Annotated in this window: 21 protein-coding genes; 12 read left to right on the top strand and 9 right to left on the bottom strand. The window is 64.7% G+C overall.

Annotated features, from left to right (window positions below; genetic code table 11):
• Positions 1-166: 166 nt before the first annotated feature.
• The 3 genes from BHMPCIPO_RS12165 to BHMPCIPO_RS12155 form a co-directional block, all read right to left on the bottom strand.
• Positions 167-1024, bottom strand: a complete 858-nt coding sequence (locus BHMPCIPO_RS12165) for a sigma-70 family RNA polymerase sigma factor (protein ID WP_173516986.1) — start codon at positions 1022-1024, stop codon at positions 167-169.
• Positions 1024-1491, bottom strand: coding sequence for a carboxymuconolactone decarboxylase family protein (locus tag BHMPCIPO_RS12160; RefSeq protein ID WP_173516985.1), 468 nt, complete (start codon positions 1489-1491; stop codon positions 1024-1026). Before BHMPCIPO_RS12160 ends, BHMPCIPO_RS12165 begins: the two co-directional genes overlap by 1 nt.
• A gap of 104 nt (positions 1492-1595) precedes the next feature.
• On the bottom strand, positions 1596-1859 hold the full coding sequence (locus tag BHMPCIPO_RS12155; protein WP_173516984.1) for a hypothetical protein: 264 nt from the start codon (positions 1857-1859) through the stop codon (positions 1596-1598).
• Positions 1860-2033: 174 nt separating this feature from the next.
• Between BHMPCIPO_RS12155 and BHMPCIPO_RS12150 the strand changes: the two genes are divergently transcribed.
• The 7 genes from BHMPCIPO_RS12150 (at position 2034) to ftsZ (ending at position 8876) form a co-directional block, all read left to right on the top strand.
• Positions 2034-3014 carry an ABC transporter substrate-binding protein gene (locus BHMPCIPO_RS12150; RefSeq protein ID WP_173516983.1) on the top strand — a complete coding sequence of 327 codons (981 nt, stop codon included), beginning with the start codon at positions 2034-2036 and terminating at the stop codon, positions 3012-3014.
• A 78-nt stretch (positions 3015-3092) separates the two neighbouring features.
• A complete protein-coding gene (locus BHMPCIPO_RS12145) occupies positions 3093-4799 on the top strand; it encodes an ABC transporter permease (RefSeq protein WP_173518157.1) in 1707 nt (568 codons plus the stop codon).
• On the top strand, positions 4787-5842 hold the full coding sequence (locus tag BHMPCIPO_RS12140) for an ABC transporter ATP-binding protein (RefSeq protein WP_173516982.1): 1056 nt from the start codon (positions 4787-4789) through the stop codon (positions 5840-5842). The genes BHMPCIPO_RS12145 and BHMPCIPO_RS12140 overlap by 13 nt, the downstream gene beginning before the upstream one ends.
• A gap of 103 nt (positions 5843-5945) precedes the next feature.
• Positions 5946-6197, top strand: coding sequence for a hypothetical protein (locus BHMPCIPO_RS12135; RefSeq protein WP_173516981.1), 252 nt, complete (start codon positions 5946-5948; stop codon positions 6195-6197).
• A 192-nt stretch (positions 6198-6389) separates the two neighbouring features.
• Positions 6390-6578: a hypothetical protein gene (locus tag BHMPCIPO_RS12130; RefSeq protein WP_173516980.1), complete on the top strand. Its 189-nt coding sequence runs from the start codon at positions 6390-6392 to the stop codon at positions 6576-6578.
• 191 nt (positions 6579-6769) lie between these two features.
• Positions 6770-7378 carry a glutathione S-transferase family protein gene (locus tag BHMPCIPO_RS12125; protein ID WP_173516979.1) on the top strand — a complete coding sequence of 203 codons (609 nt, stop codon included), beginning with the start codon at positions 6770-6772 and terminating at the stop codon, positions 7376-7378.
• A gap of 463 nt (positions 7379-7841) precedes the next feature.
• Positions 7842-8876, top strand: a complete 1035-nt coding sequence (gene ftsZ / locus BHMPCIPO_RS12120; RefSeq protein WP_173516978.1) for a cell division protein FtsZ — start codon at positions 7842-7844, stop codon at positions 8874-8876.
• 388 nt (positions 8877-9264) lie between these two features.
• On the opposite strand, the gene BHMPCIPO_RS12115 is transcribed toward ftsZ, so the two are convergent.
• The 5 genes from BHMPCIPO_RS12115 to BHMPCIPO_RS12095 all read right to left on the bottom strand — a co-directional run bounded on the left by BHMPCIPO_RS12115 (position 9265) and on the right by BHMPCIPO_RS12095 (position 14183).
• Positions 9265-10302, bottom strand: coding sequence for a hypothetical protein (locus BHMPCIPO_RS12115; protein WP_173516977.1), 1038 nt, complete (start codon positions 10300-10302; stop codon positions 9265-9267).
• A 61-nt stretch (positions 10303-10363) separates the two neighbouring features.
• On the bottom strand, positions 10364-10798 hold the full coding sequence (locus tag BHMPCIPO_RS12110; RefSeq protein WP_173516976.1) for a hypothetical protein: 435 nt from the start codon (positions 10796-10798) through the stop codon (positions 10364-10366).
• Positions 10799-10969: 171 nt separating this feature from the next.
• On the bottom strand, positions 10970-11911 hold the full coding sequence (locus BHMPCIPO_RS12105; RefSeq protein ID WP_173516975.1) for a mechanosensitive ion channel family protein: 942 nt from the start codon (positions 11909-11911) through the stop codon (positions 10970-10972).
• A gap of 38 nt (positions 11912-11949) precedes the next feature.
• Positions 11950-13236, bottom strand: coding sequence for a hypothetical protein (locus BHMPCIPO_RS12100; protein ID WP_173516974.1), 1287 nt, complete (start codon positions 13234-13236; stop codon positions 11950-11952).
• A gap of 173 nt (positions 13237-13409) precedes the next feature.
• A complete protein-coding gene (locus BHMPCIPO_RS12095; RefSeq protein WP_173516973.1) occupies positions 13410-14183 on the bottom strand; it encodes an SDR family oxidoreductase in 774 nt (257 codons plus the stop codon).
• A gap of 278 nt (positions 14184-14461) precedes the next feature.
• Here BHMPCIPO_RS12095 and BHMPCIPO_RS12090 point away from each other — a divergent pair, with 278 nt between their 5' ends.
• Positions 14462-15364, top strand: a complete 903-nt coding sequence (locus tag BHMPCIPO_RS12090) for a LysR family transcriptional regulator (RefSeq protein ID WP_173516972.1) — start codon at positions 14462-14464, stop codon at positions 15362-15364.
• Positions 15365-15608: 244 nt separating this feature from the next.
• Positions 15609-16421 (top strand): transporter, encoded by an 813-nt coding sequence (locus BHMPCIPO_RS12085; protein WP_210266441.1) that lies wholly within the window; start codon positions 15609-15611, stop codon positions 16419-16421.
• A gap of 76 nt (positions 16422-16497) precedes the next feature.
• Here the strand turns inward: BHMPCIPO_RS12085 and BHMPCIPO_RS12080 are convergent, their stop codons facing one another.
• A complete protein-coding gene (locus tag BHMPCIPO_RS12080; protein WP_173516971.1) occupies positions 16498-17205 on the bottom strand; it encodes an SDR family oxidoreductase in 708 nt (235 codons plus the stop codon).
• A 125-nt stretch (positions 17206-17330) separates the two neighbouring features.
• Between BHMPCIPO_RS12080 and gcvA the strand changes: the two genes are divergently transcribed.
• From gcvA to BHMPCIPO_RS12065, 3 genes are all read left to right on the top strand, one after another.
• Positions 17331-18239, top strand: a complete 909-nt coding sequence (gene gcvA / locus BHMPCIPO_RS12075) for a transcriptional regulator GcvA (RefSeq protein ID WP_173516970.1) — start codon at positions 17331-17333, stop codon at positions 18237-18239.
• Positions 18240-18480: 241 nt separating this feature from the next.
• Positions 18481-19716 (top strand): HlyD family secretion protein, encoded by a 1236-nt coding sequence (locus tag BHMPCIPO_RS12070; protein WP_173516969.1) that lies wholly within the window; start codon positions 18481-18483, stop codon positions 19714-19716.
• Positions 19698-21692, top strand: a complete 1995-nt coding sequence (locus tag BHMPCIPO_RS12065) for a glycosyltransferase (RefSeq protein ID WP_173518155.1) — start codon at positions 19698-19700, stop codon at positions 21690-21692. Before BHMPCIPO_RS12070 ends, BHMPCIPO_RS12065 begins: the two co-directional genes overlap by 19 nt.
• The last annotated feature ends 10 nt before the right edge of the window (positions 21693-21702 follow it).

Genomic DNA, 21702 nt, shown 5'->3' with positions numbered 1-21702 from the left:
AGCCCAAAGACTTGGGCTGGTCCGCAGTTCCATCGGAACTGCTAGGGATTCGTGTGACAAGCACAGGAATGATGGAGATCTTGGCTGACGCACCAGCTTCCCTTGCGGGCCTACAAACAATGCTCGCCAGTCTGTCGGCGGCTCAATGCGCCGGCCAATCCCGGACCTAATGCAGATGCGCAAGCTTGTCCGGATTGCGCACCACGTAGATCGCCACGACCTTGCCGTCCGCGATCTCCAGCGCGGTCGACTGCAGCTCGCCATCGGCTTCCCGAGTGACGAAGCCGGGCAGGCCGTTGATGAAGCCGGCGCGCACCAGAGTCGAGCCATGTTTGGCGAAGAGGGCGGCGAGTTGTTCGTGCACCTTCATCACGGCGTCGAAGCCGAGGATCGGCCGCATCGCCGCCGGGCGCTTGCCGCCGCCATCGGAATGGATGCTGACATCGGCCGCCAGCATGGCGCCGAGGGTCTTCATGTCGCCGCTGCGGGATGCCGCGAAGAAGGCATTGGCGATTTCGAGGCCGCGCTGCTGCTCGATCCGGAAGCGCGGCCGTTCCTCGCGCACATGGGTGCGGGCCCGGGCCGCAAGCTGGCGGCAGGCGGCCGCGTCGCGCTCGATCGTGGTGGCCACTTCGTCGAAGCTCAAGCCGAAGACGTCGTGCAGCAGGAAGGCGGCGCGCTCCAGCGGCGAAAGCCGCTCGAGCGCCAGCATCAGGGGGAGCGTGACGTCATCCTCCGGCTCCTCCTCGACGACGGGATCGGGAAGCCAGGGGCCGACATAGGTCTCGCGCTTCAGGCGGGCGGATTTCAACTGATCGAGGCAGAGCCTGGTCACCGTGCGGCGCAGGAACGCTTCGGGCTCGCGCACTGCCGTGCGGTCGGCCCCCATCCAGCGGATGAAGGCCTCCTGCACCATGTCCTCCGCATCGGCGACCGAGCCGAGCATGCGGTAGGCGACGCGAATGAGCTTCGGACGCAGCGGGTCGAAAGCCGCCGCTGCGTCCTCGTTGGAGCTCGTCGCCATCAGGCAGCGGCCTGCGCGGCCTTGGCTTCCGCCGGCTCGACCCAGAGGCCGAAGCCGACCGCAAGACGGTTCCAGCCATTGATGACGTTGATCATCAGCGTGAGCTTCACCTGTTCCTCCTCGGTGAAATGTTGCTTCAGCGCTTCGTAGGCCTTTTCGTGGGCGTGGCCTTCCGAAAGCCTGGTCAGCGCCTCGGTCCAGCCTAGCGCGGCGCGTTCGCGATCGGAATAGCAGGGGGCCTCGCGCCAGGCCGAAAGCAGATAGAGGCGCTGCTCGGTTTCGCCCTTCTCGCGGGCTTCCTGCGTGTGCATGTTGATGCAGTTGGCGCAGCCGTTGATCTGCGAGGCGCGGATCTTCACGAGCTCGATGATGGTCTGGTCGAGGCTCGCGGCAACGGCGACGGATGTGCCCATCCAGTTCTTCATCAGTGCGGGGGCAGCGGCGAAAAGGTCGATCTTGGCAGTCATGGTTCCGTTTCCTTTCGTTGGTTCCGATACCATGACGAGCGAGCTATGGCCGGTGTGACATCGGCGCGAAATTTTTTACGGAAACCTTTGCGACGGGCTCGCGCCTATTCGGCGGAAGGCTGGCTGCGGTGTTCCAAGATGGACTGAAACAGATCGGCCTGGCGCTCGGTGGCGAGGCGGATTTTCTTGAGCTGTCCGAGCAACGAGCCGAAGGCCGCAAGCGCGATGCCTGCGCCGATGCCAGGCGATGCCGACTGCAGGGCAAGGAGAACGCCCATCCAGCCGAAATACGGCACGGTTGCCTGCAGCGCGAAGGCCAGCGATACGACGACGACCACTGCTCCGGCAATTTTCAGAAAAGTGTCCACGGCAGTCCCTCCACACGCATGCCGTGCAAGCTTTCTCGGCCTGCAAGTTTTGTCAAGGTAGCTTGCGTTTTCCCGGTGAGGGAGCAAGACGGGCCGCATGCGGTTCGGCCTGTCACACCCCTGTAAAAAGGCGGCTCTATCCCTCGGCGCCAGTTTCAACACGAGGGTATATTCATGAAATCGCTCGTTTCCGTCCTTGCCGGCGCGCTTGCCGCAGGTTTGCTTTCGACCGCCGCTTACGCCGAAAACCTGGTGCTCTATACCAGCCAGCCGAACGAGGATGCGCAGGCGACCGTCGACGCATTCCAGGCGGCCAATCCGGGCATCGAGGTGGAATGGGTGCGCGAGGGGACGACGAAGATCATGGCCAAGCTGATGGCCGAGATCGAGGCCGGCAATCCGGTTGCCGACGTGCTCTTGATCGCCGACACGGTGACGATGCAGCGGCTGAAGGAAGCCGGGCATCTGGAAAACTACAAGTCGCCGGAAGCGGCGAGCTACGACGCCTCGCTCTATGATGCCGACGGCGCCTACTACTCCACCAAGATGATCACCACCGGCATCGTCTACAATACGTCCGCCGCGATGAAGCCCGCGGGCTGGCAGGATCTCGCAAAGCCGGAAGCCAAGGGCCTCGTCAGCATGCCGAGCCCGCTGACCTCGGGTGCGGCGCTGATCCATGCGCAGACGCTGACCGGCATCGACGGCCTCGGTTGGGATTACTACAAGGCGCTTGCGGCAAACGGCGCGACGGCCGCCGGCGGCAATGGCGGCGTGCTGAAGGCGGTGGCGACCGGCGAGAAGGCCTATGGCATGCTCGTCGACTTCATGGCGATCCGCGAGAAAGCCAAGGGCGCGCCGGTGGAATTCGTCTTCCCGGCCGAGGGCGTTTCGGCCGTGACCGAGCCGGTCGGCATCCTGAAGACCGCCAAGAATGCCGACGCCGCGAAGAAGTTCGTCGACTTCCTGCTGTCCGAGGAGGGCCAGAAGACGGCGGCGAAGATGGGCTATATTCCGGCCCGCAACGGCGTGGCGCTGCCGGAAGGCTATCCGGCGCGCGAGACGATCAAGGTGCTGCCGGTGAACGCCGCTGAAGCGGTGAAGAATTCCGACGCGGACCTCAAAACCTTCTCCGGCATCTTCGGCACGAACTGATCGGGAATGCTCGAACGCAAAAACCTGCGCAGCCGGTCCCGCTGGCTGCGCTTTCCCTTTCAAGGCCGGGCGACACGCATGCCGCAGGTGCGGGCGAGGGCAGGCGTCAGCCCCGCCGACGAGCCGCGCTGGCTGGCGCCCTTCGTTATCGCCTGCCTGTTTCTGCTCTGCCTGCTGCCGCTGATCAGCCTGGCGAAGGCCGGCTTTGCGGGGCTCGTCTCGGGTCGGTCGATCGGCGTGCTCACCGAGCCTGCAACCTTCGCGGCGATCCGCAATACGCTGATAACGGCGACCGGCGGCATGGTCGTCTCCGTCGTCATCGGCGCGCTCTTTGCCTTCTCGGTGGCGCTGACGGATGTGCGCGGCAAGCTGGCCTTGAGCTTCGCCTTCATGCTGCCGATGATGATCCCGCCGCAGGTGACGGCACTTGCCTGGGTGGAGATGACCGGGCCGGCAAGCCCGCTCTTAAAGACGCTCGGGCTCGCGCCGCCGCTCGGCAGCCCGCAGCCGCTCTATTCGCTGTCAGGTATTTCGTTGCTGCTCGGCGTCCAGCATGCGCCGCTCGTTTTCCTGGCGCTCAAAGCCGGGCTCTCTGCTTCCCCGCGTGACGGGGTGGAGGCGGCGCGGCTTGCGGGCGCCACGCCGTTTCGCGTCTTCCGTGACATCGTTGCGCCGCTCTCGCTGCCGGGGTTGATTGCTGGTGCTGCGATCGCCTTCGTTTCCGGCGTCGGCAATTTCGGCATACCCGCGATCCTCGGCATTCCCGCCGGGATCGAGGTGCTGCCGACCCTGATCTATACGCGGCTTGCGAGCTTCGGCGCCGGCACTTTCGGCGAGATCGCGGTTTTATCCAGCCTGATCGCCGTGATTGCCGCGGCCGGGCTGATCCTGCAGCAGCGGGCGCTTTCCGGCCGGGACTATCGCATCATCGGCCTCTCGGGCGCGAATGCCGCCTTCTCGCTCGGCCGCTTCCGCTCGATCGTCGAGCTGGCGCTGGTGGCGATCCTGTTCTTCGTGCTGGTGGCGCCGCTCGCGGCGCTTGTCGCGAGCTCGCTGGTGCCGGCCTATGGCGTGCCGCTCAATCTTCAGACGGTCTCGCTCAGGGCTTACGAAGAAATCCTCTTCCGCCAGTCGATGACGCTGAAAGCATTCGCCAATTCGATGTTCCTCGCCACCGCTTCGGCGTTCGGCCTGCTCGCCGTTTCGGTGCCTGCGGCCTATCTGATGACCCGGCGCAAGGGGTGGCTTGCCGATGCGCTCGGCATCCTGATCGAAATCCCCTATGCGCTGCCGGGTATCGTGCTGGCCGTCGCCTTCATCCTCACTTTTGCCGCGCCGCTGCCTCTCCTCGACGTCTCGCTCTACGGCACGATCTGGATCATCCTGGTCGCCTATTTCTCCTCGTTCCTGGCCGTCAGCCTCAAGCCCGTGATGAGCGCCTTCCTGCAGATGGACCCTTCGCTCGAAGAGGCCGCACGGCTCTCGGGCGCCGGGTTCCTCAGGCGCATGGGCGACGTGATCCTGCCCCTGGTGGCGCCGGCGGCGGGGGCTGCGATCATCCTCGTCTTCCTGATTGCCGCCAACGAACTGACGGTCTCGGCGCTGCTCTGGTCGGCCGGGACGCAGACGCTCGGTGTCGCCATCTTCAATCTCGACGACAGCGGCTCGTCGGACCTTGCCGCAGCGCTCTCGGTGCTCGTCGTGGTGATGGTCGTTCTCCTGATGGCCGCGCTCGAGGCGCTCGCGAAATATCTTCCGGAGGGCGTGCTGCCGTGGCGCAACTGATCCTCAACCACCTCACCAAGCATTTCGGCGGCGGCCGGCCGGCGGTTTCCGATGTGTCGCTGACGGTGCGGGAAGGCGGCTTCCTGGCGCTGCTCGGGCCATCCGGCTGCGGCAAGACGACGGTGCTCAGGATGATCGCCGGCTTCGAGCGCCCAAGCGACGGCTCGATCGATTTCGGCGAAAGGCGGCTCTCCGACGCGTCGCGGTCGCTTCCGCCGGAGCGGCGCAACATGGCGATGGTGTTCCAGTCCTATGCGCTCTGGCCGCATATGACGGTGGCGGAGAATGTCGGCTATCCCCTGAAGGTGCGCGGTATTTCCGGCGAGACTTGGCGAAAGCGCGTCCGCGAGGCGCTGGCACTGGTGAAACTCACCGATTATGCCGAACGCCGGCCGGCAGCCCTTTCCGGCGGGCAACGGCAGCGCGTGGCGCTCGCCCGCTGCCTGGTGACCTCGCCGGACGTGGTGCTGCTCGACGAGCCGCTCGCCAATCTCGACCAGCATCTGCGCAAGTCGATGGAGGAAACCTTCCGCATCTTCCACGAGCGCTCCGGCGCGACGATGATCTATGTGACGCACGACCAGGCGGAGGCGATGGCGCTCGCGACCGACGTCGCGGTCATGCACGAGGGGCGGCTGATGCAGATGGCGCCACCCGCCGAAATCTACGCAAGGCCCGAAGGCGCCGTCGTCGGCCGCCTGATCGGCCGCGGCTCGGTCCTCAAGCTGGCCGTGCCGGAGGGGGCGCCGAGAGCGCTGGAGTGGTCGATGCTGCGGGCCGCCCTCGGCGGCATCGGCGAGGCGGGTGGGGGCAATGGGGCGCTTCGCGACGTGCCAGTTCGCGACGTGCTCGTGCGGCCGGAACATGTGCGCCGCGACGGCGAGGGGATGGCGTTTCGGGTCATCTCCTGTGTGTTCGAGGGCGAGCGCTTTGCGCTGACGCTGGCGCTGCCCGACGGGCAGGTGCTGAAAGCTTATGGCGACGTGGCGATGAAGCCGGGGGAGACGGCGCGCTTCGTGCTGAGCCGGGGCTGGCGGTTATAGAGGGCGATGGTTGCGCCTCCTTGGAAACGCCACTTCCAAATGCTATATCGTAGCTATGGTCAAGAATGTCAGGAAGACAACGGGAAGAGTTGCTGATGCCGCGATGAAGCGTGAGCTTTACCGCGACAAGGACGGCATTTTTCACGAACGACTAAAGTACAATAGCGAAGTTATTTCTCAATCCGTAGTCGGATCTTCGCGGCCCGCCTCGAACTTGCGGCCACAAACGGTCGTCGTCAAACAGGAACAACCGCGTGTGGCAACGAGCGATGATGAAACCTACGACATCTCGCTGAAAGCGGCCGAAGACGTGTTCGCCCGCTTTGATTGGACGCTCGCCGAACTCGCCGAATGAGGCCAATATCCTTTGATGCCTTGGTGCAGGCGCATGACCTGACCATCAAGCGGCACGGCGGCGTGTCCGGCATCCGAGATGAGGGGGCAATTCGGGGCGCCATCGCTCGTCCGGTCAACATTGCACACTATGAGGACGGGGTCACGGCCGGGAGGCTGGCGGCTGCGGTGTGCGTTGGCATTGCCAAGGCGCATGGCTTTCGACGGCAACAAGCGCGCGGCCCTCTTCGCGCTCGCGATGCAGCTGCTTATTCTTGGCTACAGGCTCGATGCCAGCCAGAAGGACATGCGCGACGTCATTTGGGCCGTCGCCGATGGTCAGATGGGGGAGGCGGAGCTTGCCGATTGGGTGGACGCCCACCTCTTGCCGGCCGGCGACTGATCCCGAACTCTTGAAGCGTTTCGCTTCTACTTTGCCCGCAGCAATGGGAAACTCGACCACAATCAAGATTTCGGCTGTAGCGAAATAAACCATTGAGTTAAATGAAACCGGTTGCTATAAACAATCAGTATTCCGCTTGAAGTGCGGTTGAGGAGAAACGAGGCGGGTGGCCTCATCGACAGGAGGATCAGATGAAGCTCTATCAAGGCATAGGACCGAATTCGTATCGCGTGCGCATCTTCATGGCGGAGAAGGGGATCTCGCTGCCGATGGTGAATGTCGACTTCGCCAAGGGTGAGCACCGGGCGCCGGAGTTCCTGGCGGTCAATTCGCTCGGGCAGATCCCGGTGCTGGAGCTCGACGACGGCACGATCATCACCGAGAGCGTTGCGATCTGCCGCTATCTCGAGGAGACGAAGCGCGAGCCGCAGCTCTTCGGCCATGATGCCGTCAGCCGCGCCAAGGTGGAGATGTGGAACCGGCGCGCCGAGCTGGTGATCCTCGGCACCGTCGGCAATGTGGCGCTGCATTCGGATGCCTTCTTTGCCGAGCGGCTGACGCAGTTTCCGGCCTTTGCCGAGACCGAGCGGCTGGCGGTGCCGAAGAAATGGGGCTGGCTCGACGACGAGCTTTCGGACGGACGGCCGTATCTCGCCGGCGACGACTTCTCGATCGCCGACATCACCGCCGGCGTCACCGCCTGGCTCTGCGATGTCTTCGGCATGGAGATCCCGGCCTCGGCGAAGAATGTCCAGCGCTGGCTGGAGCGGGTGCGCTCGCGACCGAGTTTTGAGGCGTAGATCGCGGCTTGCGGGTGAGGCGGCGCTTTTCGATGTTTGCCATGTCGAGATCCGCCCCTCATCCGGCCTGCCGGCCACCTTCTCCCCGCAGGCGGGGAGAAGGAGATTCGCGGCACCCGCTCGTTCCACGTCGACCGTTCGCAGTCGCTGCGCCTTTGACAAAAGACCGCAGGTCGCGAGACAGCCGTCGTCCTCGTCCCCTCTCCCCGCCTGCGGGGAGAGGGTTAGGGTGAGGGGCAGACGCGGAGACTAAAGCTTTGATTGCTCGGCGGATTTATTCACTCTGCCGCCGAAGTCCGGAGCCTGATTTACCGCCTTTGCGGCCCCGCTAAAATACTTATGTGGATAGGTGTTCCGACCTTTTTTCTTGCCTTCTCCATGGCTTTTTTCAATTCCTAAAATAATAGCTGCCCGATTCGCCCGCCGTCGGCGCCTGCAGGGCGTCGGCTCTAGGAGACAAGCCATGAACGATTTCAAGAAGCCCACGATCACCGAAATGCGCCCGAAGATCACCGTCATCGGGGTCGGCGGCGGTGGCGGCAACGCCATCAACAACATGATCAACGAAGGGCTTCAGGGCGTCGATTTCGTGGTGGCCAACACGGACGCGCAGGCGCTCGCCATGTCGAAGTCGTCGCGCATCATCCAGCTCGGTGCCGCCGTCACCGAGGGCCTCGGCGCCGGTTCGCTGCCGGATGTCGGCCGGGCGGCGGCGGAAGAATCGATCGACGAGATCATGGATCACCTCGGCGGCACGCATATGTGCTTCGTCACCGCCGGCATGGGCGGCGGCACGGGCACGGGTGCGGCCCCGGTGATCGCGGCAGCGGCGCGCAAGGCCGGCATCCTCACCGTCGGCGTCGTCACCAAGCCCTTCAGCTTCGAGGGCAAGCGCCGCATGGAAACGGCCGAGCAGGGCATCGAGCGGCTGCGTGAGGCGGCCGACACCGTGATCGTCATTCCCAACCAGAACCTCTTCCGCATTGCCGACGCCAAGACCACCTTTGCCGATGCCTTCGTGATCGCCGACCGGGTGCTCTATTCCGGCGTCGGCTGCATCACCGACCTGATCGTCAAGGAAGGCCTGATCAACCTCGACTTCGCCGACGTGAAATCGGTGATGAAGGGCATGGGCCGGGCGATGATGGGCACCGGCGAGGCAACCGGCGAGGGCCGGGCGCTGAAGGCGGCGGAAGCGGCGATCGCCAATCCGCTGCTCGACGAAGTGTCGATGCGCGGCGCCAAGGGTGTCTTGATCTCGATCTCCGGCGGCATGGACATGACGCTGTTCGAGGTGGACGAGGCTGCGACCCGCATCCGCGAAGAGGTCTATGACGAGGCCGACATCGTCGTCGGCTCGATCTTCGACCGCACGCTCGACGGCACCTTCCGCGTCTCCGTCGTCGCGACCGGCCTCGACTCCGCCCGTTCGGCCAACAACGCCGCGGGTGCAGCCGCCGGCCAGCCCGCACCGGCCCCGATCCGGACGCTGCAGTAAGGTTCATCGCCTCGAGGGGCGTTGCTTCCAGAACAGGACGCCATGCGCTCATCCGGGTGCATGGCGTTTTTGTTGGGCCCCTCATCCGGCCTGCCGGCCACCTTCTCCCCGTCGTCACGGGGAGAAGGTACACTGTGGCACGCTCACCGGTTCCTTTGCTCGCTTGCAGCCGCAGGATACTTTGAGGGAGCACGCTCGGCGTCTTGTTACCGTTTGCAAGAGGCCGTGGAAAGGAGAGGTGGGAGCTGCGCGCGCCATTCCCTCTCCCCGCAGGCGGGGAGAGGGTCAGGGTGAGGGGCCGCGTTAACCGGGAGCTACCCATCATGGCAGATGCGATATGCCGCGCCGTGCACCAATGCGGGCGGCGGCCGCTCCGCAGTCGGGTCCCTCAATTCGACGCTGCATTCACCCGCGGCGTCAGCCGGTAGATCAGCAGCGTGTCGTCGTCGACGACGCGCTCGGCCGTCCGGTCGAGATGGGCGATCAGGCCCCTGTTGTATTCCAGGAACTTGCGCCGCTGCATGTCGCGGGCGTTTTTGGTGATGCCGAACCAGGTGGCGTTGCGGGCGCGCAGGTCCTCCAGCGCCGCGATCGCCGCGTCGTCCTCCAGCAGCATCGACCATTCGGTCTCGCCGCCGCCGGGCGGGAAGACCCAGCCGCGGTGGCGGCTGTAATAGATCGCGACGGGATCGCCGATCGTCGGCGTTGCGGTGATGACGAGCTCGCCGGGGTGGCTGAGTTCGCTGAGCTTCATGCCGAGCTCTTCGCCGTGGTCGGCATAGGGCGTCTTCATCAGCGTGAGGCCGGGGATGCTGCCGCCGAAGACGACGACGGCGGCGATCGCCGTAAGCCGCAGCGCACGCGTGAGGAACCCGCGTTCGCGGCCAATGCTGACCAGCAGGACCAGCCCGCTGCCGGCAAGGGCCGCGACGGCCACGTTGAAGATATGGAAGTTCCAGGGGTTGGTCTTGATCTCGCGAGCGGCAAGCACATAGACGATGGCCGCACCCAGGAGCCAGACATGGAAGAACCAGGGTGCACGACGGGGCCCCGCCTTCGTCTCCGCATCGCTTGCCGCCGGCGGTGCGGTCAAGAGCGCGATACCTGTCAGCACCACCACCGGCAGGGTGAAGAGCCAGTTGCTGGCGATCTTCCAGGTGGCGGGGATGTAGAAGGCTTCGTCGAGGAACCTCGAAAGCCCGTCGCGCCAGAGGTAGCCGCTGCCGGCGACATGGTAAGGCGGATAGTTGGTGCCGAGATAGTGCGCCCACCAGTAATAGCCGAGGATGAGCGCCCCGGCGGCAAGGGCGACCGGCAGGCTTGCTAGGAGGCGGCCAAGGCCGAGCCTGCCGCGCCGCTGCAGGATGGCGAAGGTCGCGTAGGTCATCGGCACGACAACCGCGATGCCCGGCAGCTTCGCAAGCACGCCTGTCGTGGTGAGGAGCCCGGCCGCGATGAGAAGCGTCAGGCGATCGTTCTGCAGGTCGTTACTGTGTCTGGTAGCGCAACAGCAGCGTGCCGAGCCGCGGGTAGCTGCGCAGCACCAACTCGATTGCGACGCCGCCATAGTCGCGACCCTCGAAGATGTCGACTTCCTCGCAGGGGCCGCAATATGTTCGGCGTTCGCCATAGCCAAGCGAGCAGTCACGCTCGGGGCAGGTGATCTCAATTTCGTTTCTCCGCCTGCTCAGCTTGAAGGTCATCTTGCTTTCGGGGGACGGCGTGAACTCGCACGGTTCCCCGACGACACAGGCGACCTCGCCTGCCACGGGATCCTCACCGTCCAGCATCAGCGCATAGTGCAGCGCGTAGGTGGGCGGTTCGGCGTGGACGGTGGCCAAGGGCAGAAGCGAAAGGGCAAGCGCAGACAGGGCAAAAGCAGATGGGGCAAGAGCAGACGGGGCGAGGCGCATGGATTGCATCAGGCAACATCCTCGGTGGCAGCGGCAACATGGCAGCGTCGGCAGCGTGCTGCAGCGTGCTGCAGCGCCTGAGCCTCGTCTGTGCGCTTGAGGTAATCCAACAATGATGTCAAAACTGTAGCGGGTGTTGGCCGTCTGCTGCTCTTTTTACTTGTCGCGCCGGATTGATCGTTACCCTTCCGCGTCTGCTGCTTCCGGTGCCACCGGCTTCTTCGCCAGCGCCAGATTTGCCGCCGCAGCCTCGGCTTCCGCCGCTCCTGCAGCACCGGAGCGCACGGTGACGGCGTTGGAGGCGAGGTCGAGGCCGGCTTCGCGCAACGCCGGGAGCAGTCGCTTCATTGACTCGCGCTGGAGGATGCTGGGGTTGCCGGGGCGCGCGGTGAATTTCAGCCGCACGACGAGTGAGTTTTCGGTGACGTCCTGAATGCCCTGCATCTTCAAGGGCACGAGGAATTCGCCGCCGATCTCCGGATCCTCCAGCATGGCGAGGCCGACCTTCTTGATGGTCTTGCGGATCTTTTCGAGATCGGCGTCGCGCTCGAATTTCAGCTCGAACTTCACCGTGCTCCAGTCGCGGCTGTAATTGGTCACCGCCTGGAGCTGGCCGTAGGGAACCGTATGGATCTGGCCGTTCTGGTGGCGCAGCCGCAGCGAACGCAGCGAGATGCGCTCGACCGTACCCTTGAGCTTGCCGGTATCGACATATTCGCCGACGCGGAAGGCGTCATCGGCGATGAAGAAGATGCCGGAGACGACGTCCTTCACCAGCGTCTGCGAGCCGAAGGAAAGGGCAAGACCAAGCACGCCGAAACCGGCCAGCAGCGGCGCGATATTGATGCCGAGTGCGGAGAGGATGATGAGGCTGGTGACGGCGAAGATGCCACCGAAGATCAGGTTGCGGATCAGCGGCAGGATGGTCGAGAGCCGGCTTGCCTGATGGATCACCGTCTCGTCCTCGCTGTCGCCGGGCAACGCCACGCGGGCTGACGGAGCGAAGGCTTCGAAGCTCCGCCAGAGGAAGCTGCAGATCACCCAGGCAGCCACGACCGCAAGGCTGATGCGCTCGAGAATGACGATCCATCCGACGGCGGCGGCGGTGTCGTCCTGGACCATCACCGGGCGCCAGAGCGCGACGATGATGTGCAGGCCGATCAGCCAGGTCGCGCCGGCGAGCGCCGTCTGGATACTGCCTGAGATCGCCGCAGCCTGGAGGAGGCGGGCGTGCGGCGGCGCTCGGCGGCGGCACCGGCGAGCGAATGGATGCCGAAGGCAAGGATCGGCAGCGCAAGCAGGATGATCTGCGTGGTGCCGCCGGCAAAGCTCCAGGCCGCGCTGTTCGGGCTGCCGGCGACGATGACGGTCATCAGCCAGAGCACGATCGCGCTCAGGGCATAAAACTCCGGCACGCCGAAGGCGATGGCGCGGCGCACCGGGCCAGGGTTCTCGCCGGCAAAGAGCGCGCGGATATCACCCGCGCCGCCGATGAACCAGTAGAGCTTGATGAGCGTCAGGATGGTGATGCCGATCAGCAGCCAGCCGTCGGTGGCGGCAAGCTCCAGCCCGCGCTGATGGGCAAAGCGCAGGCTGGCGCCGACGACGGCGCCGAGCGCGCCATAGGCGGCGAGCATCGTGGCGTGGAAGCGTGGATGGGCGATGTCGAGCAGGCGGATCTCGGGTCGCGTCGGCGCAAAGAGGAAGCGGGCGCCGACGGCATAGACGGCCGAGACGACGGCGATGGTGATCAGGGCATGGGCAAGCTCGGCAGAGGCCGTGCCCGGCGTCAGGAACAGGCGAGCAAGGGTATGGGCGACCGTGGCGATGATCACGAGATAGGCGATATCGAAGCCGAGCCGGATCAAGGAGGCGCGCATGCGATGCAGCAGGTCGACGCATTCGAAAGAGGCGCCGAACAGCCGATGGATGAGAAAGCGGCCGGCGAAGGCGGTGGCAAGCCCGGCGGCGACCGCGAGCACGGCGATAGAAGCAACCGAGACGACCGACCAGCCTTCGGAACGAATGCCTGCCGCAACGTCAGCCATTACGCCGGCGATGCCGGATATGCCCGCAAGGCCCATCTGCAAGCCATTGAGAAACCGGGCGGAAAGGGTGTCGAAGGAATCCTCCGCGTCTGGAGCGGCCCGCTCCGGCGTGCCGGCTGCCGGCGTCGCGGCGACAGCCGGTTTCGAGCTGTGGCTGCTGTCAGCGGCGCTGCCCGGCGTTGCGGCCTCATTTGCCGCGTCGCGCCATTCGACCGTGACCGGCCCACCGGCCTTTGCAGCGGCGCGCAGGGTTTCCTCGATCTCGGCGGCGCTTTGGCCGGGCGTGAGAATGACGGTGATCGGCGGTGGCGTCGTCTGGGCAAAAGCGGGCAGGGCGACCGCCAGAAGCAGCGCCAGGCCAATGAGCAGGTGACGGCAGAAAAAGCGGTTATGCGCCATGAACTTCACCCATCGAGACCGTTTACGCGCCATGCGCACATCGGCATCACATTACACAACGGTCTAAAATTCCAATGGTATTTTGAAGGGCGAAGTGGATGAGGCGCGAGCCTCGTTTCCGAAGGCGCGCAGCCTCGGTACCACGTGGACGAGGGGGAAGCGCGCGAGCGGTCCTACTTCGTCGTGTAGCCGCCATTGACCAGGATCGTCTGGCCGGTCATCCACCAGCCGTCGGAGACGAGGAAGCGGATATAGGGGACGATGTCCTCGATGTCGGTAAGGCCGGTCTTGGAGAAGGCCGAGAGGGCAGAAGCGGTCTTGTGGTAGGCGACGGCGTCGGCTCCTTCGGCCGGGTAGAAGAAGGGCGTATCCATCGGGCCGGGGCCGATGGCGGTAACGGAGATGCCGCGTTCGCCGAATTCCTTGGCGGCCGCCCGGGTAAAGTGCTCGACCGGCGCCTTGGTGCCGGCATAGGCCGCGTAGAAGGGCGTGAAGGCGCCGAGCAGCGAGGTGACGAGCGTGCAGATCTTGCCGTTGTCGCTGACGTGCCTGCCGGCCTCGCGCAGGAAGAAGAAGGCGGACTTGGAGTTGACCGCGCTCATCTCGTCGTATTCGGCCTCGGTGATCTCGACGAAGGGCTTCTTCAAGACCTTGCCGACGGTGTTGACGGCGATGTCGATGCCGCCGAGTGCCGCCTTGGCATCGGCGAAGAGCTTTTCGACATTGGCCGCGCTGGTGAGATCGCCCGAGAAGGCGTGGGCTGCGGCCCCGGCCGCCTTGATCGCCGCGACGGTCTCGTCCGCGGAAGATTTGGTGGCGGCGCTGTTGTAATGGATCGCGACGCCGCGCGCGCCGTGTTCGGCGAGATCGCGCGCCAAGAGGCCGCCGAGGTTCTTCGCGCCGCCGGCGATGAGAACGGATTTACCATTGATGCTGTGGTCTGCCATTGGGTTTCTCCTGTTGTCGGCCGCCTGCGGGGCCGGTCTTTGAAGGGGCGGGATCAGAACCGAACGTGGCACACGCTCACCCTGCCTCTGGCGCCGGCGGCCCATCGCGATGAGGCCGCCCGTGTTTCAGATAGCGCGCGCCTTGCCGCTGCCCATGCGAGAGGGACCGGGGCCGCGACAGGCATCGCAGGGTTGAGAATATCGTCCGTGTCGCTGGTATAAAGGCTCCGTTCGTGACATGACTTGTCAGGACAGGCGAACAATGGGCATGAGCCGGCATGGACAGGATCGAGCTTTTCCGCATCTTCACCCGCGTCGTCGAAAGCGCGAGCTTTACCCGTGCGGCCGACACACTCGGGCTGCCGCGCTCCTCCGTCTCGGCGGCGGTGCAGGCGCTCGAAACCCGGCTCGGCACGAGGCTCCTGCACCGCACGACCCGCAAGGTGGCGCCGACGCAGGATGGTGCCGCCTTCTACGAGCGCTGCCTGCGGCTGATCCAGGACGTGGAGGAGGCGGAGAACCTGTTTCGCCGCGGGACGACCGGTCCGGCCGGGCGGCTGCGCGTCGACCTGCCGAGCCGCATCGGCCGGCTGATCGTGGCGCCGGCTCTGCCGGACTTCCTGGCGCGCTACCCCGGCATCGACATCGACCTCGGCATGACCGACCGGGCGGTGCACCTGATCGAGGAGAGCGTCGACTGTGCGCTGCGCGTCGGGCCGCTCGAGAATTCCAGCCTGATCGCCCGGCCGTTCGGCACGCTGCGGCTGATCAATGTCGCAAGCCCGGACTATCTCGCGCGCTATGGCACGCCCAGGACGCCCGCCGATCTCGCCGGTCATTTCGCCGTCAATTATGCCTCGCCCTCAAGCGGCCGGGTGGAGGACTGGGAGTGGATCGAAGGCGGCGCGGCGCGCACGGTGAGCGTTGCCGGCCGGGTCAGCGTCAACAGCGCCGAAGGCAGCATCGCCTGCTGCCTCGCCGGCCTCGGCCTGATCCAGATCCCCGCCTTCGACGTGAGCGACCACCTGAGGGAAGGGCGGCTCGTGGAGGTGATGCCCGACCACACCGCCGCGCCGATGCCGATGGCGCTGCTCTACCCGCACCGCCAGCATTTGTCGCGCCGACTGCAGGTGTTCGCCGACTGGCTGGAGGGGCTGATGCGGCGGGTGATTGCGGCGTGAGCGGTCGCAGCTGTCGACATGACCGGCTTGTGGCTCAACGCAGACCGGAGGCTCGCAAGTCTCTGTGGAATCGAAGTTGGACCGGCAGGCGCTATGCGCTGTTCCAGGTTGGGCCGACGGCTGCCTTAGAGCAAATGCATATTCCCGAATCGGCATTGGTGACGTAGCCTGCGGCCATTCTGCTAAGGCGCTGTCCGATGCAACTCGGACTGGCGGCGGCCGCAGAGGACGTTGCAAGGGGGAATTGCGCGTGGGGCAGGTAGGAGCCAGTATTTGGGTGGCGGTGCTTGTCGCTGCCGCCATCCAGGGGCAGCAGGCGGCGGCCCAGGATGCGGACGAACTCGCAAAGAAGCTCTCGAACCCGGTCGCCGACCTGATCAGCGTGCCGTTCCAGAGCAATTTCGATCTTCGCGCCGGCGCGGAGGAGGATGGCTTCTCCTATACGCTCAACGTCCAGCCGGTCATTCCCATCTCGCTGAACGCGGACTGGAACCTGATCTCGCGCACGATCCTGCCGATCTCCTATCGCGACTACCTGCCGCCGCCCGACGGCAATACGTTTGGGCTCGGCGACATCACCCAGAGCCTTTTCCTGTCGCCGACCAATCCCGGCCCTTCGGGTATCGTCTGGGGTGTCGGTCCGGCCTTTTTGATCCCGACCGCCACCGACGATTTCCTCGGCACCGGCAAGTTCGGCATTGGCCCGACGGCGGTCGTGCTGAAGCAGGAGGGACTGTGGACCGTCGGCGTGCTTGGAAACCACATCTGGAGCGTTGCCGGCGAGGGTGACCGGGCGGATGTGAGTCAGACCTTCCTGCAACCCTTCCTGTCCTACGGCTTCGGCCATGGTGCGACCGTGACACTCAACACGGAGTCGACCTACGACTGGGAGACCGATCAATGGACGGTGCCGATCAACCTCGGCGTCTCGCAGGTCTTCAAGGTGGGCGACCAGATGCTGAGCGCCCAGATCGGCGGGAAATATTATGCCGAGGCGCCGGAGGGCGCGCCGAGCTGGGGCGTGCGCGCGACGCTGACCTTCCTGTTTCCGAAGTAAGCCGCTCGCACCGGCCCTATGTTTCAGTGGCGCCGCGGGCTCACCCACAGCGCCGCCCTGCGACCTCACCAGCCGCTCACACCGAACGCATCAGCCCGCCGTCCACCTTGATGTTCTGGCCGGTGATGTAGCCGGCGCCGTCCGAGGCGAGGAAGGCGATCGTTGCGGCGATTTCGGCGCTGGTGCCGTAGCGCTTCATCGGCACGGCGTCGCGGCGCTCCTCGGTTGCCGGCAGGCTGTCGATCCAGCCGGGCAGCACGTTGTTCATGCGCACGTTGTCGGCGGCGTAGGTGTCGGCGAAGATCTTGGTGTAGGCGGCGAGGCCGGCGCGGAAGACGGCGGAGGTCGGGAACATCGGCGACGGCTCGAAGGCCCAGGCCGTGGAGATGTTGACGATCGAGCCCGCCTTCTGCTTCTGCATGATCGGCGCGACGAGGCGGACCGGGCGGATGACGTTCATCAGGTAGACGTCGAGGCCGGTGTGCCACTGTTCGTCGGTGATTTCGAGGATCTGGGCGCGCGGGCCGTGGCCGGCGCTGTTGACCAGCACGTCGATCCGGCCCCACTTTTCCATGGCCGCGTCAACGAGGCGCTTGAGGTCGTCATTTACCTGGTTGGAGCCGGTAACGCCGATGCCGCCGAGCTCGGCGGCGAGCGCCTCGCCCTTGCCGGAGGACGACAGGATCGCGACCTTGAAGCCGTCGGCGGCCAGGCGCTTCGCGCTTTCGGCGCCCATGCCGCTGCCGCCAGCGGTGATGACTGCCACTTTTTCTACTACTGCCATGGTTCCATCCTCTCTCGTCGCATTCGGCCTGGTGCCGATTGTGCTGGTATTGCAATTGAAATACCATCTCTGGGACGTAACGACGAAGCAGTTTCGCTTTCCTATGCCAGTAGAAAAACTATCGGATGAGTGACGCGCCCGGAAAGCTCCCTTCGCTGAATGGACTGAAAGTGTTCGAGGTGGCCGCGCGCCACCTGAACTTTCGGCTGGCGGCCGAGGAGCTTGGCGTCACGCAAGGGGCGGTCGCGCAGCAGATCCGGGGGCTCGAAGCCGAGCTTGGGGTGAAACTCTTCGAACGGCTGCCGCGCATGCTGGCGCTGACGGGCGAGGGGCGCGGCTATATCGCCGATATCAGGCGCGCGCTCGAGATCATCGCCCGGGCGACGGACGGGCTGAAGCCGCAGCCGGTGCGGCTGACGATCAGCACCACGCCATCCTTCGCCTCGAAATGGCTGATCCCGCGCCTGCCGGATTTCACCGCGCGCCACCCGGATCTCGACCTGCACATTCTCGCGACCGACCGCATGTCGAACTTCCAGGCCGATGGCGTGGACCTGGCGGTGCGTTACGGGCGGCCGCCCTTCGGGCCGGGGCTGGCGGTGGAACTCCTGTTCGAACAGGAGATCGTCGCGGTCTGCAGTCCGATGCTGATGGCCGGGCGGGCGGTGCCGGAGACTGCGGACGAGCTTGCCGGCTACACGCTGCTGCACGACGCGCACAACTTCTGGCCGGAATTCATCGAGCGGCATTTCGGCGGGAGCCGGCAGGCCTCGTTCAAGGGCATCAGCTTCAACCAGACCTCGCACGCCATCGAGGCGGCGATCGCCGGCCAGGGGATCGTGCTCGCCAATGGCGATTTCGTGGCGCAGGACATTGCCGAAGGCCGCCTCGTCCGCATTTTCGCGGGGTCGATGTCCGGGCCCTCGGATTTCTATCTCGTCTGGCCGCGTTATCGCAAATCGCCGGCACTCCAGACGGTGATCGCCTGGCTCAGCGAGGAAGCGGGCAAGGGGCGCGAGCCGGTATCGGTGTAATTTCCCGTTCCGTGCCCATCATCTGATGGATTGTGACACCAACGTTGACCTCGAAGGGCGTTGCGCGGAAATCACCTGTTGCCCGTCACCCAGAGATCCAAGTCTTACACCGCTCGGCGCTGAAGCAGGCTTTCGGAACGATCAACCCTTAAATTTTGCCGGTGGTCTGGTGCACTCCGGCAAGTAACATCTGTCGGACTGTAAGAGAAGACAAGATGTTTCGAGCTCTGTGGCGGTCGCAATGAGACTTCTGAACCATCGCATAACGCGTATCGCCGTCGGCATTCTGCTGCTGCTGCTTGCCGCCGCGGTCCTGTTGCCTGGGGTTACTGGTTTCACCAGCCTGGACGGAACAGTCAATGCGCGGTTCGCGATCATCAACGCGCCGATAGACGGCGAGATTGCCGCCCCACCGCCACGGATCGGCACTCCGGTGGCCGAGGGCGAGGCAATCGCGACTATCCGTAACGTTCGGGTCAATCGAGCAATCCTCGCGTCGCTCCGCGCTGAACACCGGACTGCTGTCGACCGCGTCGCGGCACTCGAGCAAGAGCGGGACGAACTGATCCGATTGCGCGACGAGCTTGCCGGGCGACTCGACGTTTTCAAGAGCAAGACCATCGCCAGCCTGGAGCGCGAACTTAAAGTCCTGCAGAAGCGGGTCGAAGTCTCGCGTGCCCAGGATATCGTGGCCAGGGTGGAGCTCGACCGCCGGTCGGACCTGGAATCGAAGGGTATCTTCACCCGCAAGATGGTGGAGTCGGCCGAGGCCGCCGGCGCCGCGGCCGGCGGTGAGCTCGAGATCAGTAACCTGTCGGTCGAGTTGCTGCAGCAGCGGCTCGACGCCGTGCGGCAGGGTATATTCATTGGCGGTGACGGCCAGAACGATGTCCCCTATTCCCGCCAACGCCAGGATGAGGTGCTTGTTCGCATCAACGACCTCAACACGCGGATCGCAGAGAACAGAACGCGGGCGAGCCAGGCCGAACAGCAGATGAGGGAAGAGGAAAGGCGTGTTCGTGATCTCGAATCGGCAACGATCCCATCGCCGTTCGACGGCGTGGTCTGGAGCAGAAATATCGTCGGCGGCTCCAACGTTATCCTGAACAGCGAAATGATGCGCATTCTCGACTGCCGGGACCTGTTCGTCGATATCCTCGTGCCCGAAGTCGACTACGACGAGATCTATGCCGGCCGCGAGGCGGAGATTCGGCTCTTCGGGCGGGCCGATGTCTTCAAAGGCAAGGTGCAGTCGGTCAAGGGCTCCTCGGCCGTCGTCGAAAAGGACTCGCTGGCTGCCAAAGAGCCGGAAACGGAGGATCGCAATGCCCGCATCCGCATCCTGCTCGCGCCCTCGGCACTGAATTCCGACTTCGCCAATTTCTGTCAGGTCGGCCGATCAGTGCAGGTGCGGATTCCCAAACGCGCCATTCGGCTGTCGCAATGGATCGAAAGCCTGTGGTTCAGTCTCTTCTAGCGCTCACGCCGACCTTGGTGGTCATTGCCTTCTTTCTTATCGGGCCGTCCAACTGGTCGCGCCGTCGAACCTGGACTCGCGCGGTCACCTGCGCATTTGTTGCCGCGGTGGCGTTGCGCTATATCGTCTGGCGCCTGACCGAAACGGTTCTTCCCTATCCCAATGACGGCATTAACTTCTATTGGGTCTGGTTTATCTTCGTCGTCGAGCTTCTGGCCTTCTCGGAAGTCGTCCTCTTTCTCATCCTGATGAGCCGCTACGTCGATCGCAGCGCCGAGGCGGATCGGCTTGGCCGGCCGTTCTTCCAGCGGCGGCACAGCGACCTGCCCACGGTCGACGTCTTCATCCCGACCTACAACGAACCGCTCGATGTCTTGGAAAGGACGATCGTCGGGACGCTGGCGCTCGACTATCCCCGGGACAAGCTGAAGGTCTATGTGCTCGACGACGGCCGTCGTGACTGGCTCAAGACTTTTTGCGAAGCCCACGGGGCGGTTCATGTCACGCGAAGCGACAATGCGCACGCCAAGGCTGGCAATATGAACAACGGCTTGCGTGTCAGCTCCGGCGACTTCATCGCGATCTTCGATGCGGACTTCGTGCCCTATCGCAACTTCCTGAGGCGGACCCTGCCTTTCTTCTCCGACGAGACCGTCGGCATCGTCCAGACACCGCAGCATTTCTTCAACGTCGATCCGGTGCAGTCCAATCTCGGGCTCGAGAACATATGGCCGGACGAGCAGCGCCTGTTCTTCGACGAGATTGCGCCGAGCCGCGACGGCTGGGACGTGAGCTTCTGCTGCGGCTCCTGCTCGATCGCTCGCCGCAAGGCGATCGATGCGATCGGCGGCTTTCCGACGGAATCGATCACCGAGGACCTGCTGACCACACTGTCCATGCTCAACAAGGGCTACAAGACCCGCTACCTGAACGAACGGCTGTCGATGGGGCTGGCGGCCGAGAACCTGACCGGTTATTTCGTCCAGCGCGAGCGCTGGTGCCAGGGCGGCATCCAGACGCTCTACCTGCACAACGGGCCCTTGCGCGGGCCGGGGCTTTCCCTCTTCCAGCGGATCATGTTCCTGCCGATGTCGTGGCTGGTGCAATACCTGGTCCGCTTCGCCGTGCTCCTCGTCCCCATCGTCTATCTCTGGCTCGGGGCGCTGCCGCTCTACTTTACCGATGTCGCCGACTACGTCTCGAACCAGGTGCCGGTGCTTGCCGCCTATTTCCTGCTGATGCTCTGGATCACGCCGACCCGCTATCTGCCAGTGGTCTCCAGCGCCATTGGCACCTTCGCCGCCTTCCGCATGTTGCCGACGGTGATCTCCAGCCTGGTGCGGCCGTTCGGCAAGCCCTTCAAGGTAACACCCAAGGGGAGCGGCAACGAGGAGAGCTCCTTCGACGCCTATACCTTCACTTGGATTGCCGGCTTTATCGCCGTCACCGCCACCGGTCTCGTCATCAACATCGTTCCGGAAACGGCGCGGATACAGGGGGCGTTTTCGGCGATCGCGGCACTCTGGTCGGGGATCAACGTCGTCGTGCTCGTCATCGCCTCGCTGATTTGTTTCGAAAAGCCGCGGCGCCTCTTTCAGGCGTTCAAGCTCGACGAGCCCGTAAGGGTCGACGGGACCACCGGCCGCGTGGTGAGCCTCTCGCTCGAAAAGGCGGTGGTCGCGGTTCCGACGGAAACACGGTTCCGATCCCCGCAGGTGAAATTGAACCTGGACGGCTTTGAGCCGATCGATGCGGAGCTAAGGCAGGCGACGCAGCGCCGTGGCGACATCAGCCGCTCCGGCGACAAGCGGCGCTATTACCTCCATCTCCATTTCGACCTGCGCGGATCGGAGCGCGACAAGATGATCGTCAAGCTCTATACCGGGCGCTATTCGCGGGACGTCCCGGACATCGACAAGGTCGCCGTTTCGGTGAACCTGTTGCTGCGGGCGTTCGGACGGACGCGCGGGGTGTGACCAGCACGAC

The organism is Ensifer sesbaniae (assembly GCF_013283665.1).
Classification (GTDB): Bacteria; Pseudomonadota; Alphaproteobacteria; order Rhizobiales; family Rhizobiaceae; genus Ensifer; species Ensifer sesbaniae.
Note: the sequence above shows the minus strand (reverse complement) of the source record. Positions and strands in the feature narration are given on the sequence as shown.